Genomic DNA, 16,977 nt, shown 5'->3' on the forward strand with positions numbered 1-16,977 from the left:
GCCGCCTCCGCCGGCGCTGCCGACCGAGCCCGACGGCCACCGCGACGCCGTCGTCTGGCTCGCCGTCTCGGCCGATGGCCGCGACGTCATGAGCGCCAGCACCGACCACATGATCAAGCTCTGGGACATCGCCGGCAAGCGGCTGATCCGCAACCTTGGTGAACACAAGGACATGGCGCGCACGGCGCTGTTCATGCCCGACGGCGCAACCGCGCTGACCGCCGGCGACGATGGCGAGATCGTGCTGCGAAAGCTTGCCGACGGCGCGGTGCTGCATGTCTTCTCGTCGGGCGCGAATGGCGGCGTGCGTAAGCTGGCGATCAGCCCGGACGGCAAGCGCGCCGTCAGTGGCCACGACACCGGCAACGTCATCGTCTGGGATCTCGTCAACAAATCGGTGCTGCATGTGATGACCGGACATGACTGGCCGATCAGCACGGTCGCAATTTCGCCCGACGGCACGCGCGCGCTGAGCGGCTCCATCGACGGCACGCTGAAATTCTGGGACGTCGAAAGCGGCAAGCAATTGCGCAGCTGGCACGGCCACGAGCAGGGCACTTACGGCGCCGTCTTCACCGCCGACGGCCATCATGTCGTCACCGGCAGCGGCGACTACACGATCAAGCTCTGGGACCTCGACACGTTTAGGGAATTGCGCCGCTTCGAGGGTCACGAAGGCACCGTCTATACGCTGGCGCTGTCGGCCGACGGCAAGCGCCTGGCCTCCGGCTCGCTCGACGGCACGGCGCGGCTGTGGGATGTCGGCACCGGCGGCCAGATCGCCATGTTCGACAGCCGCACCGGCCCTATCTACGCCGTTGTCTTCGCCACCGACGGCACGCTGCTCACCGGCGGCGACGATCGCACCATCAGGGATTGGCCGGCGGCTGGCGGCGATGGCGAAATCCTGTTCGCCGGCGCACCGCAGTAGCGACATCAAATGCTTTGGATATTCCAGAACGGCCTGGCTTGCGCTATGGATTACTGGTGGCTGCAAATGGATTGGGGACGGTGAGCAACAACGACTGGGCGCCCAAAGTGGATACACCTGTCTACAGCCCGCCCAAGTCGCGTCGCCGAGGGGTCCTTACCGTCGTTCTGGTGTTGCTGGCGGCTTTTGTGCTGCTCGGTCCTGGCCGAAATTACTATGTGCAGTGGTCAGCGGCACAAAAGGGTGCAGCGGCTCTCCAGGCAAAGGATTATGCCGAGGTATTCCGTCAAATGAAGATCATGGCGGACGCTGGCAATGTTGACGCAAAAGGCCAGCTTGGTGCGCTGTACTGGCGCGGTGAGGGCGTGGCTCAGAACGACAGCCAGGCGGTGTATTGGTGGAAGAAATCCGCCGATGGCGGCAATGCGGAAGCCATAGCAGCACTGGGTCAGGCCTACCTTATGGGCAGGGGCGTTGAAAAGGACAGTCGGCTTGCCGAGAGTTTCTCACGAAAGGCCGCCGATAAAGACAACATGAATGGGCAGTACCAGCTCGGCGTGTTGTACTGGCAGGGCCAAGGGGTCGCGCAAAGTTATGAGCAGGCGCTCTATTGGTGGCGCAAGGCGGCCGATCAGGGGAGCGGGGAGGCTGAATATTCTCTCGGCCAAGTCTATTTAAATGGCCAAGGGGTCGAAAGAAACGATCAACTGGCGTCGAAGTTTTCCAGGCAATCAGCCGACAAGGCAATGCGAACGCTCAGTACGCCCTCGGCGTCCTGTATGCGCAGGGTCGGGGTGTTGCGCAAAGCTTCGAGCAGGCTGCCTCATGGTGGCGCAAGGCGGCTGACCAAGGAAGCCTGGAGGCCGCTTTCTGTCTCGGACGCGCCTACTATCTTAACCAAGGCGTCAAGAAGGATGATCAGGCCGCCATAGTGTGGGTGAAAAAGGCAGCCGATCTGGGTGAGCCGAATGCCCAGGCTTTGCTGGGCACTTTGTACTCGCGGGGCCACGGCGTTGAGCAGGATGACCGCCTTGCGTTCGGGTGGTGGATGAAGGCCGCAACCACCGGTCTGACAGAAGCGCAATACGCGGTGGCGGCCGCTTATGGCCAGGGAAAAGGTACCCCTAGGGACGACGGCCAGGCGTTTGCGTGGATGAGCAAAGCCGCCAATCAGGGCTTTGTGTTCGCCCAGTCGAATCTGGGCGGATATTATTCGATGGGCCAAGGCGTCGAGAAGAGCGCCGAGCAGGCGGTCTATTGGTGGCGCAAGGCCGCGGAAGCGGGGAATGCCGAAGCCGGTGCCAATCTGGCCCGGGCGTATTCGCTCGGCGAAGGCGTGGGACGGGACGATGCGTTGGCCGCGACTTGGGCGCAAAAGGCGTCCGACGGGCGAAACGCCGACGCTCAATATATGCTTGGTATCCTCTACAGCCAGGGCCGCGGCGTTGCGCAAGACAATGATCTGGCCTTCCGATGGTGGATGAAGGCTGCTGTCCAAGGCCATGTGGTAGCGCAGTATAATGTCGGGGTCGTGTATCGGGACGGGCAGGGCGTCGGGAAGGATGAAAGGCAGGCATTCGAGTGGCTGAGCAAGGCTGCCGACAAGGACAATGACCTTGCGCAGTTCGCTCTCGGTGGACTGTATTGGGATGGTCTAGGAGTAACGAAGGACCCCGTTCAGGCGGCAAGGCTCTGGCGCAAAGCCGCCGACCAGCGCAATGCATTCGCGCAGAAAGCGCTCGGCACAGCCTATTCCGAGGGTGCTGGCGTTGCGCAAAACAGTGCGGATGCGGCGGGCTGGTGGCTCAAGGCGGCGCGGCAGGGAAATGTCGATGCCCAGCTCGCCTTAGCGTATGCCTCGGCCAACGGCGTGGGCATTGCCAGAGACGACAAGGCTGCCGAGTCCTGGTGGCTGGAAGCCGCAAAGGCCGGCAGCGTCGATGCCGAGTTCAGTCTGGGCTCGCTCTACTACCGCGGCGTCGATGGGAAACCAAACTACAAGGAAGCCGCCAAATGGTTCTTCAAGGCGGCAGGCCACGGCAGTTCCGGAGCCAAGACCTATCTCGACCTGATGAAGGAAAACGGCCAGCTCGACAGCAAAATGCTGTGAGCCGAGTGCATAAGCGTCGCCGTCACGCCTTTCGTTTGCGGCGTGACACTCGCATCGCACGATGCGAAGACTCATTTGCCGCTGCATCTCGAGAACCCCATGCCCAACCTCCAGCCCGTCGAAGCCTCGATCGCCGACCTGCGCCGCGCGCTGGAGGCCGGCACCGTCACCAGCGTCGAGCTGGTCGGCGCGTATTTCAGGCGCATCGCGCACTACGACCGCCATGGCATTGCGCTCAATGCCGTGCCGGTGCTTAACCCGGCAATGTTCGAGGAGGCGGCGGCGTCCGACCTGCGGCGGCGCAATGGCGCCACCCTCGGGCCGCTCGACGGCATCCCCTACACCGCCAAGGACAGCTATAAGGTGAAGGGCCTGACGGTGGCCGCCGGCTCGCCCGCCTTCGAGCATCTCGTCGCCAACGAGGACGCTTTCACCATTGCCAGGCTGAGGGCCGGTGGTGCTGTGCTGATCGGGCTGACCAATATGCCGCCTATGGCCAATGGCGGCATGCAGCGTGGCGTCTATGGCCGCGCCGAGAGCCCCTACAATGCAGATTACCTGACCGCCGCCTTCGCTTCCGGCTCGTCCAACGGTTCCGGCACCGCGACCGCTGCGAGCTTTGCCGCTTTCGGGCTGGGCGAGGAGACATGGTCTTCCGGCCGCGCGCCGGCGTCCAACAATGCACTTGTCGCCTACACGCCGTCGCGCGGCGTCATTTCGGTCAGGGGCAACTGGCCGCTGGTGCCGACCATGGATGTGGTGGTGCCGCACACGCGCGGCATCGCCGACATGCTGGAGCTGCTCGACGTGATCGTCGCCGACGATACCGAGACGCGCGGCGATTTCTGGCGCGCGCAGCCCTGGGTGTCGATCGCGAAAAGCGCTGATCTCAGGCCGCCAAGCTACACTACACTCGCCTTGGAGTGCTCGTTGAAAGGCAAACGCCTCGGCGTGCCGAAAATGTATATCGGCCGCGACGGCGGCGCGCTCAAACCCATCGAGACCCGCGCCTCGGTGCTCGACCTCTGGCGGCAGGCAGCGCGTGACTTGGAAAAGCTTGGCGCGGAGGTGGTCGAGGTCGATTTCCCCGTCGTCTCGAACTATGAGCGCGACCGTCCGGGCACAAAAACCATGGTCGAACGCGGGCTGGTGCCGGAAGCATTCGCCGAGCGCGAAATCTGGGATCTCTGCATCTGGGGCTGGGACGATTTCCTGCGCGCAAATGCCGACCCGGCCATCCCCGACCTGGCCACGGTCGACGGGCCAAAAATCTTCCCGCGGCCGCCGGGCGCGCTGCCGGACCGCTATGGCGACGACGGTTTCGATCTGGCGGACTATGTCACACGCGCCAAACAGGGCGTGACGCCATTGCTGGATATTCCAAGGCTGGCGGAAGGTCTGAAGGGATTGGAGGCGACGCGGCGCATCGACTTCGAGGACTGGCTGGACGAGCACAGGCTCGACGCTGTCGTGCTGCCGGCGGTCGCCGATGTCGGCCCGGCCGATGCCGACGTCAACGAGACCTCTGCAGCAATCGCCTGGCGCAACGGCACCTGGGTTGCCAATGGCAATCTGGTGTGGCGTCATCTTGGCATCCCGACCGTCACCGTGCCTATGGGAACGATGGCCGATATCGGCATGCCGGTCGGGCTGACCTTTGCGGGCAAGGCCTATGATGATGCGGAGTTGCTGCGGCTCGCCGGCGATTACGAGCGCGCCACCCAACGCCGCACCAGCCCGCCGCGCACGCCGGAATTGCCGGACGATGCGTTTGCGGGGCGGCCTGGTGGATTGCGGGCCAGCGATGCGCCGGCGCCGAGGCTTACGCTTGTTGCCGAGACGACGCGGCGAGGAGACCAGGCCGAGATCGCCGTGACGGTTGAACTCGATGCGGAGACCGCTGGCGTCAAGGTTCACGTCAATGGCGAACCGGTCGCTCTGCGGCGCAGCGGCACAAGCTTTCACGGTCGCATCCTGGTGCCCGCCGGCGAGCACGAAAGAATGCACAGTGTGTGGCGAGGCGCTTACGGCTCGATCGTTACGGCCGTCATCCGGCTGGAGGATGGACGCACGGCTGGTGCTTACGTGGTCGCGGGTGGAATCGGGTGAGGGTACAGGTAATCTCCCCAAGGGGGAGATCAGCAGCTTCGCCGTCTTGACCCTCCCATCGCCCGCGTTATCTTCGCGCCATGTCAAACCTCGCTCCCCTCATCGTCATCGATCTCCAGACCAACATGTTCGACGGCCGCGTCGAGCCGCCGATCCACGATGCGCCTGGCATAGCCGAGCGTACCTGCTCGCTGATCGACTGGGCGCGGCGCGAGGGGCGCAAGGTTGCTTTCGTCAGGCATGACGGGCCGGCCGGCGATCCGCTGGCTCCGGGCGAGCCGGGTTGGCCGGTATGGCCGGAACTCGGCCAGGCCAAGGACGAGCCGACATTCTCCAAGACCGTCCGCAACGCCTTCTCGAATGCCGAGCTTGGCGCCTGGGTGGCCGGGCAGGGGGCCGGCGAAGTCGTGCTCGCCGGAGCGCAAACCGATTTCTGCATCGCCGGCACCGTCAAGGGCGCCCTGGCCGAGGGCCTCGGCGTTACCGTCGTTTCCGATGCCCATTCCACGCTGGACACTGAAGGCGAAACCGCGACCGAGATCATCGCCCGGTACAATGCTGATTTCACCGATGCCGGCGTCACGCTGGTGACGACGAAGGCGCTGACCGGCGACTGAAGCGCCGGCGCTTCGAATACTGGGAGACTACCGTGCCAACCCTGAAATTGCCGGCCGAAGGCGGGTGCCGCTGCGGACGTGTGCGGCTCAAGATTTCCGCAAAACCGCTTTTGACCATGGCTTGCCATTGCACCGGCTGCCAGCGCATGTCGGCCAGCGCCTATTCACTGAGCGCCGCCATTCCCTCGGACGGCTTCGAAATCATGCAAGGCGAGCCGGTGATCGGCGGGCTGCACGGCACCTCGCGTCATTACTTCTGCCCTTATTGCATGAGCTGGATCTTCACGCGCCCCGAAGGGCTCGACTGGTTCGTCAATCTGCGTCCGACCATGCTCGACGAGCCCGGCTGGTTCACGCCGTTCATCGAGACATGGACCAGCGAGAAGCTGCCTTGGGCAACCACGCCGGCGGTGCATAGTTACGAGGCGCTGCCGGCCTTCGAGGCGTATGAGGGGCTGGTGGCCGAGTTTGCTGAAACTGCGAATCTCCCCCCTTGAGGGGGAGATGGCCAGCAGGCCAGAGGGGGTCGGTGCGACTGGGCTCGACGTCCTTGCTGCAGATGGAAGGTTGGCGCTTCACGCGCGGCGACCCCCTCTGTCGCCTTCGGCGACATCTCCCCCTCGAGGGGGGAGATAAGCCCCGCTAAAAATTTCCATCGAATCGATTGCGCAAACGTTTCGATCACCCTAAGCTCCCTTGAAATCCGCCATCAGAGCGGACGGGAAACGCATAAGGGAGGAGCGCTTGCAGGCGCTGATATGTCTTGCCGACAATGGCTGAAGTGGCGCGGCGCGCCGGCGTGTCGGTGTCGACCGTCTCGCATGTCGTCAACAACACGCGCTTCGTTTCGCTGGAGAAGGCGAGGCTGATCAACGACGCCATTGCCGCCATGGGCTACCAGCCCAACGAGCTGGCGCGCTCACTGAAGGCCTCGACCACCAACAGCGTCGGCCTGGCGATCTCGGCGATCTCCAACCCTTATTTCACCGACATAATCTGCGCGGTCGAGGCCGAATGCGCGCGGCTCGGGCTGATGGTCTTCCTGTCGGACACCCAGGAAGATCCCGACCGCGAACTGCAGGTGGTGCGCGCTTTCCATCAGCGCCGCGTCGACGGCGTCATCCTGGCGCCGTCGGGCTCGCCGCAGCGGGCCATCGACTATCTCGCCGACAAGAAGATGCCATGCGTTCTGATCGACCGTTTCGCCGACCAGCGCTTCGACCAGATCGGCGTCGAGAACGAAACGGCGATGCGCGCGCTGATCGACCATGTCGCCTCCTTCGGCCACAAGCGCATCGGCTATATCGCCGGACAGCCCGGCCTGACGACGACGCGCGAGCGCATCGAGGCGTTCCAGGCTTCGCTCGCCGCCAATGGACTTGAAAGCGTGCCGCACTATCTCTCGGCCGAGAATGTCGACACGGCGGCGGCGACCGCATCCACCCACGCCATCCTGTCGCTGCCGTCGCCACCAACCGCACTGGTCACCGGCAACAACATGACGACGATCGGAGCCGTCCGCGCCATCCGCGAAAGAGGCCTCACCATTCCGGGCGATCTGTCGCTGGCCGGCTTCGACGATTTCGAATGGGCCGATTGTTTCGAACCGCGCCTGACGCTGGTCGCGCAGCCCTGCACCGAGATAGGCAGGCAGGCCGCGGCCCTGCTCAGCGCCCGCATCGCGGCGACCGGTTCCGCGCCGCGTTCGGTGCGGCTGCAGGCGACGCTGCGGGCGCGCGCCTCCTGCGGGAGGCCGACCCACACGAGGCTAACATGACCGCGCCGCTGCTGGTGATGACCGGCGCCGTCAAACGCTTCGGCGGCGTGCAGGCGCTGCGCGGTGTCGACTTCGACCTCAAGGCGGGCGAGATCCACGCGCTGCTCGGCGAGAACGGCGCCGGCAAGTCGACGCTGATGAACCTGTTGTCGGGCGTCTACACGCCGGACGAAGGCACGATCGAGATCGACGGCAAACCCGTGCGTTTCAACAACCCGCGTGAGGCGCAAGCGGCCGGCATCGCCACCATCTTCCAGGAGCTCGACCTGGTGCCGTCGCTGGATGTCGCCGCCAATCTGTTCCTCGGCCGCGAACTGATGCGTCCGGGCGGCTTCCTCGACGTGCCGGCAATGCGCCGCGAGGCCAAGAAGCGGCTGGAAGCCATCGAGATCGCCATCGATCCGGCCGCCATGGTGGCGGATCTGTCGATCGGCCAGCGCCAGGTGGTGGCGATCGTCAAGGCGCTGTCTTACGCCTCCCGCGTGCTGATCATGGACGAGCCGACGGCAGCACTTACCGTCGGCGAAGTCGAGCGGCTGTTCGACATCATGCGCAAGCTCGCCGCCACCGGCGTCGGCATCGTCTACATCTCGCACCGGCTGGAGGAAGTGCCCGGCATTGCCGACCGGGTGACGGTGATGCGCGACGGCCGCGTTGCTGGCATCACCGAGCCGCACGCGCCGCAGGCGGAGCTGGTGCGGCTGCTGGTCGGGCGTCCGCTCGACGAGCTCTATCCCCAACGCGCCAAAGCGGCGGGCAAGCCGCTGCTCAGCCTGAGGAACGCCAGCTTCAAGCTCGCCCGCGACAGCGCCGGCTGGCAGGCGCCGCAAGGCGTTTCGCTCGATGTCCATGAAGGCGAGATCGTCGGTCTTGCCGGCATCATGGGGGCAGGGCGCACCGAACTTTTGTCCGCGCTCTACGGCACCGGCCTGTCCGGCCGCTGGGAGGGCGAGGTCGCCATATCGGGCAAGCCGGTGAAACTGGATTCGATCAGTGCTGCCCGCCACGCCGGCATCGCCTTCGTCACCGACGATCGCCGGGGCTCGGGCCTGATGCTGCGCATGGCGGTCGGCCTCAATCTGGTGATGTCGGTCATATCCAGAATCTCGCCGAACTGGCTGGTCTCGCCGCGCCGCCAGGCCGAGGCGGTGAAGGAATCCTTCGGTCAGTTCGACATCCGGCCGAAGAACCCTGATATCGCCGTCGGCGCACTGTCCGGCGGCAACCAGCAGAAGGTGGTGCTGGCAAAAGAAATCCTCGGCAACCCCCGCCTGTTGCTTCTCGACGAGCCGACACGCGGCGTCGATGTCGGCGCCAAGGGCGAGATCTACCAGCGGCTCAGGGCACTCGCGGCGCAGGGGCTTGGCATTCTGGTGGCGTCCAGCGAGATGCCGGAGCTGATCGGTCTGTGCGACCGCATCGTGGTGCTGCGCCAGGGGCGCAATGTGGCGGAATTTTTGGGCGGCGTCGACGAGCACACGGTGCTGGCCGCGGCTAATGGCAGGGAGGCCTGATGTCTCAGGACAACAATCCAGTGGCAGCGAGCCCGGTGACGGCGGCGCCTCAAAAGCATCGCGACCCGCTGGCGCTCATCGTGCGCTTCCAGAGCCTGATCGGCCTGGTGCTGGTGGCGATCGGCGGCATCATCTTCTCGCCGCGCCGCCACGGCGAGATCCTGTTCCTCAACCCCGACAACATCGCCAACATCGTGCGCGCGGTGTCGGAGACCGGCATCATCGCCATCGGCATGACCTTCGTCATCATCACCGCCGGCATCGACCTGTCGGTCGGCGCGGTGCTTGGCCTGTCCAGCGTCGTCACCGCATCGATGATGATCTCCGGCGGCTTCGGCCTGATCCCCACCATCCTCGCCGTGCTCGCTTTGGGCATCGTCTTCGGCGCCATCCAGGGCACCATCTCGACGCGTTTCAGGCTGGAACCGTTCATCGTCACGCTGGCTGGCCTGCAGGCCGCGCGCGGCTTGGCGCTGGTCGTCTCCGGCAACCAGTACATCAACATTTCCTATGGCGAAGGGCCGGGCCTGGCGCCGCCGGTGTTCGCCGTGCTGGGCGAGCGGCTGTTCAACAACACCGTGCCGGTGGCGACGCTTGTGTTCGTCGTCTTTGCCGCGATCGCCACCATCGTCCTCAACACCACGCGCTTCGGCCGCTATGTCTTTGCCGTCGGCGGCAATGAGCGCGCCGCGCGCATATCCGGCGTGCCGGTCTCGATGGTGAAAATCTCCGTCTACGCCATCACCGGCTTTGCCGCCGCCCTTGCCGGCATCGTGCATGCCGGCCAGTTCAATTTCGGCAGCGCCAATGACGGCATGGGCTATGAGCTGACGGCCATAGCCGCCGTGGTCATCGGCGGCACCAGCCTGTTTGGCGGCGCCGGCTCGATGGTCGGCACCGTTGCGGGCACCATCATGCTGGGCGCGCTCGCCAACATCCTGCAGCTCAACAACATCACGCCCGCCATGCAGCTGCTCGCGACCGCCGCGATCATCGTCCTGGCGGCAGTGCTTCAGTCCCTCGTTCGCCGCCGCGAGGGGTTGGGTCGTTAGTGCATGTCGCGCAAAAGGTTTTGCGATGACGACATGCACAAACAAACAAGGAGGAGACGGCAACACGTGAACGTCAAACCAAGGTCTGGCCCCCCGGCCGGACGAGGAGGAGAGTGAGTTATGAAAACGACACTAAGAGGATCGACCCTCAAGGCCGTGCTGCTGGCAGGCGCCGGCCTGTGCATTGCAGGCTCCGCTTACGCCGCCGAGCCGCTGGTGAAAGCCTGCGCCAAGGACGGCCAGTTCGTCATCGGCTTTTCGCAGGCCAACAATGCCGAGCCCTACCGCCAGCACGTCAATGACGAGCTGGAGGCGGCGGCCAAGGAAGTGCCTGGCTTCACGCTGCAGATCGCCGACGGCGCCGGCAACGTCAACACGCAGACCTCGCAGGTCGACAATTTCATCACCCAGAAGGTCGACATCCTGCTGATCTCGCCCTTCGAGGCGGCGCCGCTGACGCCGGCGGTGAAGCGCGCCATGGATGCCGGCATCCCGGTCATCGAGCTCGACCGCAAGACGGTCGGCGACCCCGGCAAGGACTACACCGCCTTCATCGGCGGCGACAATTTCAAGATCGCCGAGGAAGCCGGCAAATACACCGCCAAGACGCTGCTGCCCGATGGCGGCGAGGCGGCGGTGCTGCAAGGCCTGCCGAGCTCGACGCCGGCCGTCGAGCGCCTCAACGGCTTCAAGGAAGGCGTGAAAGGCAACCCGAAGGTCCAGATCGTCGCCGAGCAGGCCGCCGACTGGGTGCCGGACAAAGCGCAGGTCGCCTTCGCCGCCATGCTGCAGGCGCACCCCGACATAAAGGTGCTCTACGCCTCCAACGACATGATGGCCGCCGGCGCGCTGCTCGCCGCCAAGGGTGCAGGCAAGGACGTCAAGATCATCGGCACCGACGGCCTGCCGGGCCCGGCCGGCGGCATCGAGGCCGTCGCCAAGGGCGACTGGGTCGCAACCTTCACCTACCCGACAGGCGCCAAGGAAGCGATCGAGATGTCGAAAAAGATCCTGCTCGATTGCGCCACCGAGGTGGACAAGACGGTGACGGTGGAGACCACCGCGATCACGGCCGAGAATGCCAAGCAACTGATGGGGAAGTGAGGGCAATCAGAGCCCGGCACTGAGATGATGCGCAAGGCCCCGGGAGGGGCCTTGTCGTTTTTAGGAACCTTGTTCAAGAGCTCCGAGCCTATAGGAGCGCAAGCCTTAATTCGATGCCGTCGCTCAAAGCCGACTTCAACGAGTCCACCTTGTCGTATTTCCGTTCATCGTAGTAAATTCGACAAATTTTAAAGGACGCCGAGCTAGCCACTAGCGGCGAAATGGAGGCAATGTCCATCACTTTCCCACCAACGCCGACGTTTATTTGCTGAGGGTGCCCGCCAGGAATCTTCATTGGTTTATAGATAGAGCGATCGGCTGTGTCATAGTAACAATCGCTACTCCATAAGTTTGAATCAGCCTTGATTTCTTCACAAATCTCTTCGCAAATTTTGCCCACTTCTCTCACACGTTCGGCAGCAGAAAGTGCCAATATATTTGGTTTTTCCGCGGCAATCTCGTCAACCATCTTCCAAACGTCCAACATCGGAAGAATTCTCCTGTTAGATATGAGCGTTGCGATGTCGCTAACGGAGCCATCGCGTGCATCTCGAAAGAGATGCAGGGAGCCCCAGAATAATGCGTCGTCTAGCAGAAGAGTGTTATCTAGGCTTGGTTCATCGAAAAATTTCACAAAAGGATGATCTAACGGCAATCCAGATGCTTCTATTTCTCCATCGGAAATAAGCTCAAATACCCGACTAACAAGTAAGGAGAACATATATTCTAAGCCGCGAGTCTTTTTGTGAAAATATATAGTTGGATAAAGGTGGAACATAGTAACGCAGAATTGCTCAAGAGAAATATATGCCTTGCTGTCCACATAGAGGAAGCGCGCTTTGCCGTTTTCGCCGACTTTAAAGTTCCTGATGAGCCAGTCCAGATCGACCCCGCCCGACGAAACACCCGCAAAATAAGGGTCGCGCTTAGTATAATCCAGTCTGTCTGCATCTAGTTGGCTAGAGACTATGGATGTATATATGCAGTTTTCGTCGTTTTTTCCTATCATATCGGAAACGATATTCGGAAAAGATGCGCCGCCGGCTCTCTTCAATATGTCCGACAATGACGATTTTAGAATAATATTCCGACTGACTTTTTCATGATCTACTGCATCTTTTAAGTTGTATCGAGTGGTCGTTTCGTCTGGATTTCGATCGAAGAATAAATTCATCGCCTTTTCGAAGGCGTGGCTGAACATACCATGTCCAACATCGTGCAGGAGCGCTGCCGCCAGGCATGCCAATGCCGTTTCTGACCACTCTCCACGCGCTTTGCCAGGCTCAACAACATCGAGCATGCGTTTTGCGATGTTGTAGACTCCAAGCGAGTGCCCGAAGCGGGAGTGGGCTGCTGAAGGGAAAACATAATCCGAGAAGCCCAATTGTTTGACGCGGCGAAGTCGCTGAAAGAAGGGGTCCGAAAGCAATAGCTTGAGTTCGTTTTCGCGCTCCCCGTTAAAATCGATGAAGCCATGGATTGGGTCTTTGATCATTTTGTTGATCGTTTCCGGCATATTGCTACCCCCCCCCCCCCNTTGATCGTTTCCGGCATATTCCTCCCCCCCCCCCCGTGTAGAACAGTCAGAATATTTAGTTTAAGTCATTAAGGAGTAGCTCACGAGAGCTAGCGAAGCAATCCGTCACTGTGTTTTCGTGATGGTACCCCGAAGTACAACGACATTTGATGAATTCAAGGGCCGCAGATTGTTGATTTTGGCTGTCAAAGTAATGTGTTCCCATAGGCCAGGCGATGTGCAGGCACCGAACGCCACCGTGTAGCTTACCTTCAGAGCGCCGCCCCGGGCCTGTGTATCTGTGGCGGAAGTATATTCCGAGCAGCTGGCGCCTCCCGGTGCGAGGGCTGTTTCGTGATCCATGTGGCTCGCGGCCGAAGCCTGCAATGCGCTCAAATTGACATTGTCAGAAAATATGGTACTTTTTTTGACATGGAGATCGTAGATGAGTGATGGACCCCATCGCAGTTTGCCCATGCGGCCAGCATGGCGCAGGCTTTCCAAGAGGGCTGACAACGCCTCTTATGATGTTACGGAGGTGGCGGACGCCTTGCATCGTGCAGCGCGTAGCGATTTTCGCAATGAGGTGTCACCAGCGCTTGTTGCAGCTCTGATCAAAATCTTCAGTGGAGAGAATAATTCCCTGGGCATAAGAGAGATTGCGGTTGATCAACTCCGAAGCATCAAACCCTTGGCTGCAGGATCGGTATTCGGAACGCGTCTGCACGAGTGGGCGACCTTGGCTGCGGACGAGGGTCGGCTTACTCGCGTAGCGCTAGATGCTGCTGTCGGTAATGCAGCGAAGGAAAGTACCTTTAATGGCATACGCCAAGTAACGGAACATTATCTCCGCAAATCCAGTGAACGCCGTGCCGACAAGGTGAGTGCGCGCCTCAGGGACGCAGCGACCAAGCTCGACTCTCGGGATCTCGGCGCGCGGCTGCTAGCCCCATCGCAGCAACGACGTTCAATGAGGCGCACAGGCGTCGATGAAGGGGTGGCACTACATGCGCAATGATTCGCAGCTTCTGTCGAGAGCTACACTGCAGGTGGATGTACTGTCCTCTGCCGTTAATGCTCGCAGTGGCTCTATGCCGTGTATCTTTAATGAGAACGTCACCTTCACTACACAAGCACTCGAATCTTTCGCGTCCAGAAACTGGAACGCGACGGTTTATGATGCCCTGGTCGTGGCCGCCGCAGTGGAATTCTGTGATCGCTCGAGAGCTCGCAAAGCATACCAGTGGGGGCGAGACTTTGATCTCAGGGTCGAGGTTCACAATCCAGATCTTTGGTCCAGCCGAAATGTGTACCCCTTTTTAGTCGATACGCTGAATTTCCTTACTGGCGACAACTGGAAGGTCGAGTTCGTAGGGAGGTCCCGGCCGGCAGATGCGCCACGCCAGGTACTTTTGGAGTTTCCACTCAATGCAGAGGCTGTGATTGCCTACAGCGATGGTATGGATTCGAGAGCCGTCGCCGGTCTGGAACGGCAAAAGCGTGGGCCGAAGCTTGTTCTCGTTCGCCTAGGCGGATCAGCTTACGGAATGTCGCGTGCGGAGCGAGCAAAGCGTCCTTTTAGGTCCGTTCCCTACAAGGTGAAAATCGAGGGTGACAACGAGGAAAATAGCGCCCGCTCTCGTGGCTTCAAATTCGCTATGGTTGCAGCTATCGCCGCATATCTAGTAGATGCCCCTATCATCATCATTCCTGAGAGTGGACAAGGGGCGCTTGGTCCGGCGCTTCTTCCGGTGGGCCAAGCCTATCCAGACTATCGGAATCATCCGGCCTTCACCAAGCACATGCAGCGCTTGATAGAAGGGCTGTTGGGCCACAAACTACGCTATGAATTTCCTCGATTGTGGAACACTAAGGCGCAAACGCTCAAAGCATTCGCTGCTCAGGTCAAGGATTCCGAAGAGTGGATCAGCACCCGCTCATGCTGGCAGCAGTCCCGGCAGGTCTCAATCGGCGAGCATCGCCGTCAATGCGGTATCTGCGCTGCTTGCATGCTCCGTCGCCTCAGTGTCCATGCGGCGGATCTCGTCGAGCCATCGTCGAACTACATCTGGGAGAGTCTTAGCGCCTCAGATTTTGCTGACGGCGCCAATGCAGGGTTTGAAGCTTCGCGGATTACGCCAGCGCTACGGGAGTATGCCATTGCCGGCGTCTTACACCTCGATCATTTGGCAGAACTTCGGAGATCCGAAGAATATGGATTGGTCAAGGGGCGCTTCTTAAACCAGCTGGCTCATGCCCTCGATCAGTCGCCCGCCGAGATAATGAACAAAATGGATGGAATGCTTAGCCAGCACGAACTTGAATGGTCAGCCTTCGTCAGCAGCATAGGAAAGCAGTCGTTTATAAACGCCTGGCTCAGTAGCCGATCATGAATAGCAATGAACAGCTATCTTCGGTGGAAATCGGTGAGCGGCTAAAGGTGGCGCGCGAGACTTCGAAAGTGAAGCAGGAGGACGCCGCAACTCGCGCAGGAATTGCACGGACCACACTGGTATCCATCGAGAAAGGCCAGCGGGCGGCCAAGATCGAGGAATTGCAGGTACTAAGTCTGTGTTATGGTGTCTCTGTAAATTCGTTGCTTCGCAAAGAAGCTGTCCACGTTGATCTTGTACCTAGATTCCGCCGCGTTGCAGATGCGGACCAGCCTGAAGTGGAAGAAGCTGCCCAGTTGCTGAATGATCTCGTTAAGGCGGAAGTGGAGTTGGAGAATCTAGTCGGGATATCTCGTCAGCGTAACTACCCACAGGAGAAAATGATACTGACGGGCGATGTTCGGTTACAAGCCGAACAGGACGCGCAGGATTTGCGGCGTTGGTTGGGAATTGGTGATGGTCCTATTCAGGACCTCTTCGCGCTTATAGAGCTGCAGATGGGTGTGAGGATATATGTGCGAAAACTGCACCCTAAGATTTCGGGCCTCTTCGCTTTTGATGACAGCGTCGGTGCCTGCATTCTGATAAATTCTAGCCACAGCAGACAGCGACGCAACCAGTCGGGCGGGCATGAACTCGGCCACTTCACCGCGACCCGGCGCGTGGCGGAAGTGTACGAGGACGAAAAGTACGAAAACTCACGCGAGGAACGTTATGCCAATGCATTCGGGCGTGCGTTCTTAATGCCTGCACGCTTCGTAATGCAGAAATTCAAAGAGATAACGGCGGGCTCAAGCCACCTCACGCGCCGGCACGTAATCATTTTAGCGCACTTCTTTGATGTTTCGCGGCAGGCTGCTGTGATGCGGCTAGAGGAACTCCAACTGACCAAGCGCGGTACGTGGGACTGGTTCGTTGACAACGGTAATATCACCGACGAACACGTCAGGCAGGTACTTGGCGACAGGGCAGCCTTGGACGATGGCTTGTCCGAAAGCCCACGTCCGTCCATCAGACTTGAGTCGCTGGCGACCCAAGCGGCACAGAAAGGGCTGGTTTCCGAGGAACAGTTAGTTCGCTTGCTAAAACTGCCCCGGACTCAAGTCCGCGCGATCCTTGAGGAAGCAGAGAGCGGCAAGGATGAGGTGAATGACCTTTTCAAGCTCTCTTAGTGTTGCCGATGGCTTACTCGTTCTCGATGCTAGCGTCGTCATCAACGTTATAGGTTCGGGTTCGAGCGAGCGCATCCTTTCTGCGCTGCCGACTCCGCCACTCGTTAGCTCATACGCCATCCAGGAGATTGTCGGCGGCGGTCGTAACGATGCCTCGATAATCACCGCTCTGTTGGATAGAAACGTGATGATCCGGGCAGACTTGACGCATCCGGCGAATGTCGTCTTCGCTTCCCTAGTTTCAGGTTCGACCTCTGATACTCTCGGTGACGGTGAGGCAGCCACCATTGCGATTGCCAAGGATATTGGCGGCGTGGCGATGATCGACGAAAAGCAAGGATGGAGAATCGCCGGAGGTCGGTTCCCCGACCTGCAACTCGCCACAACGGTAGACTTGCTCGCGCTCCCCTCCATCTCTGAATGTCTGGGGCAATCCGAATTCCGTCAGGCCGTTTTGAATGCACTCACCGAGGCTCGGATGCAGGTCCGAGAGCACCAGCTTGAATGGGTCATCGCCCAGATTGGCGTGGAAGCTGCCGTTGGATGCCGCAGCCTGGCTCGTTTGATGCGCGTGCGGTCAGCGGAGCCACACAAAGCGGTTGGCTGAGAGTGAACCTTTGGCCAGAGTAATAACGGCGACGTTGCCGCCCTGCCATGATTGCCGCCCTGACCGCTTACCTTG

15 protein-coding genes are annotated in these 16,977 nt (G+C 60.9%); 14 read left to right on the forward strand and 1 reads right to left on the reverse strand.

Annotation, left to right across the window (positions count from 1 at the left end; genetic code table 11):
• From X726_RS148125 to X726_RS148090, 10 genes are all read left to right on the forward strand, one after another.
• Positions 1-931 (forward strand): WD40 repeat domain-containing protein (locus X726_RS148125; RefSeq protein ID WP_023671392.1); only part of this gene is annotated, 931 nt, incomplete at its 5' end.
• An 80-nt stretch (positions 932-1,011) separates the two neighbouring features.
• Positions 1,012-1,863 carry a tetratricopeptide repeat protein gene (locus X726_RS1000000168130; protein WP_156940673.1) on the forward strand — a complete coding sequence of 284 codons (852 nt, stop codon included), beginning with the start codon at positions 1,012-1,014 and terminating at the stop codon, positions 1,861-1,863.
• A gap of 5 nt (positions 1,864-1,868) precedes the next feature.
• Positions 1,869-3,041 carry an SEL1-like repeat protein gene (locus tag X726_RS0135675; RefSeq protein WP_156940674.1) on the forward strand — a complete coding sequence of 391 codons (1,173 nt, stop codon included), beginning with the start codon at positions 1,869-1,871 and terminating at the stop codon, positions 3,039-3,041.
• 99 nt (positions 3,042-3,140) lie between these two features.
• Positions 3,141-5,150 carry an amidase gene (locus X726_RS148120; protein WP_031215123.1) on the forward strand — a complete coding sequence of 670 codons (2,010 nt, stop codon included), beginning with the start codon at positions 3,141-3,143 and terminating at the stop codon, positions 5,148-5,150.
• An 80-nt stretch (positions 5,151-5,230) separates the two neighbouring features.
• On the forward strand, positions 5,231-5,767 hold the full coding sequence (locus X726_RS148115; protein WP_023671396.1) for an isochorismatase family protein: 537 nt from the start codon (positions 5,231-5,233) through the stop codon (positions 5,765-5,767).
• 32 nt (positions 5,768-5,799) lie between these two features.
• Positions 5,800-6,264 carry a GFA family protein gene (locus tag X726_RS148110; protein WP_031215124.1) on the forward strand — a complete coding sequence of 155 codons (465 nt, stop codon included), beginning with the start codon at positions 5,800-5,802 and terminating at the stop codon, positions 6,262-6,264.
• 266 nt (positions 6,265-6,530) lie between these two features.
• Positions 6,531-7,544 (forward strand): LacI family DNA-binding transcriptional regulator, encoded by a 1,014-nt coding sequence (locus X726_RS148105; RefSeq protein WP_031215126.1) that lies wholly within the window; start codon positions 6,531-6,533, stop codon positions 7,542-7,544.
• Positions 7,541-9,058 carry a sugar ABC transporter ATP-binding protein gene (locus X726_RS148100; RefSeq protein ID WP_023671399.1) on the forward strand — a complete coding sequence of 506 codons (1,518 nt, stop codon included), beginning with the start codon at positions 7,541-7,543 and terminating at the stop codon, positions 9,056-9,058. The genes X726_RS148105 and X726_RS148100 overlap by 4 nt, the downstream gene beginning before the upstream one ends.
• A complete protein-coding gene (locus tag X726_RS148095) occupies positions 9,058-10,110 on the forward strand; it encodes an ABC transporter permease (protein WP_023671400.1) in 1,053 nt (350 codons plus the stop codon). Before X726_RS148100 ends, X726_RS148095 begins: the two co-directional genes overlap by 1 nt.
• Positions 10,111-10,230: 120 nt before the next feature.
• Positions 10,231-11,214 carry a substrate-binding domain-containing protein gene (locus X726_RS148090; protein ID WP_023689831.1) on the forward strand — a complete coding sequence of 328 codons (984 nt, stop codon included), beginning with the start codon at positions 10,231-10,233 and terminating at the stop codon, positions 11,212-11,214.
• 88 nt (positions 11,215-11,302) lie between these two features.
• Here the strand turns inward: X726_RS148090 and X726_RS148085 are convergent, their stop codons facing one another.
• Entirely contained in the window at positions 11,303-12,730 is a 1,428-nt protein-coding gene (locus X726_RS148085; RefSeq protein ID WP_023671402.1) for an HD domain-containing protein, read from the reverse strand.
• A 445-nt stretch (positions 12,731-13,175) separates the two neighbouring features.
• Between X726_RS148085 and X726_RS1000000169315 the strand changes: the two genes are divergently transcribed.
• From X726_RS1000000169315 to X726_RS148070, 4 genes are read left to right on the forward strand one after another with little or no spacing between them, the layout of a single operon-like run.
• A complete protein-coding gene (locus X726_RS1000000169315; protein ID WP_084630836.1) occupies positions 13,176-13,748 on the forward strand; it encodes a hypothetical protein in 573 nt (190 codons plus the stop codon).
• Positions 13,738-15,123, forward strand: coding sequence for a 7-cyano-7-deazaguanine synthase (locus tag X726_RS148080; RefSeq protein ID WP_031215127.1), 1,386 nt, complete (start codon positions 13,738-13,740; stop codon positions 15,121-15,123). Before X726_RS1000000169315 ends, X726_RS148080 begins: the two co-directional genes overlap by 11 nt.
• On the forward strand, positions 15,120-16,295 hold the full coding sequence (locus tag X726_RS148075; RefSeq protein ID WP_023671404.1) for an XRE family transcriptional regulator: 1,176 nt from the start codon (positions 15,120-15,122) through the stop codon (positions 16,293-16,295). Before X726_RS148080 ends, X726_RS148075 begins: the two co-directional genes overlap by 4 nt.
• Positions 16,273-16,902: a hypothetical protein gene (locus X726_RS148070; RefSeq protein ID WP_023671405.1), complete on the forward strand. Its 630-nt coding sequence runs from the start codon at positions 16,273-16,275 to the stop codon at positions 16,900-16,902. Before X726_RS148075 ends, X726_RS148070 begins: the two co-directional genes overlap by 23 nt.
• Positions 16,903-16,977 lie beyond the last annotated feature (75 nt).

It is taken from the genome of Mesorhizobium sp. LSJC285A00, from assembly GCF_000503155.1.
In the GTDB taxonomy this organism is placed as follows: Bacteria; Pseudomonadota; Alphaproteobacteria; order Rhizobiales; family Rhizobiaceae; genus Mesorhizobium.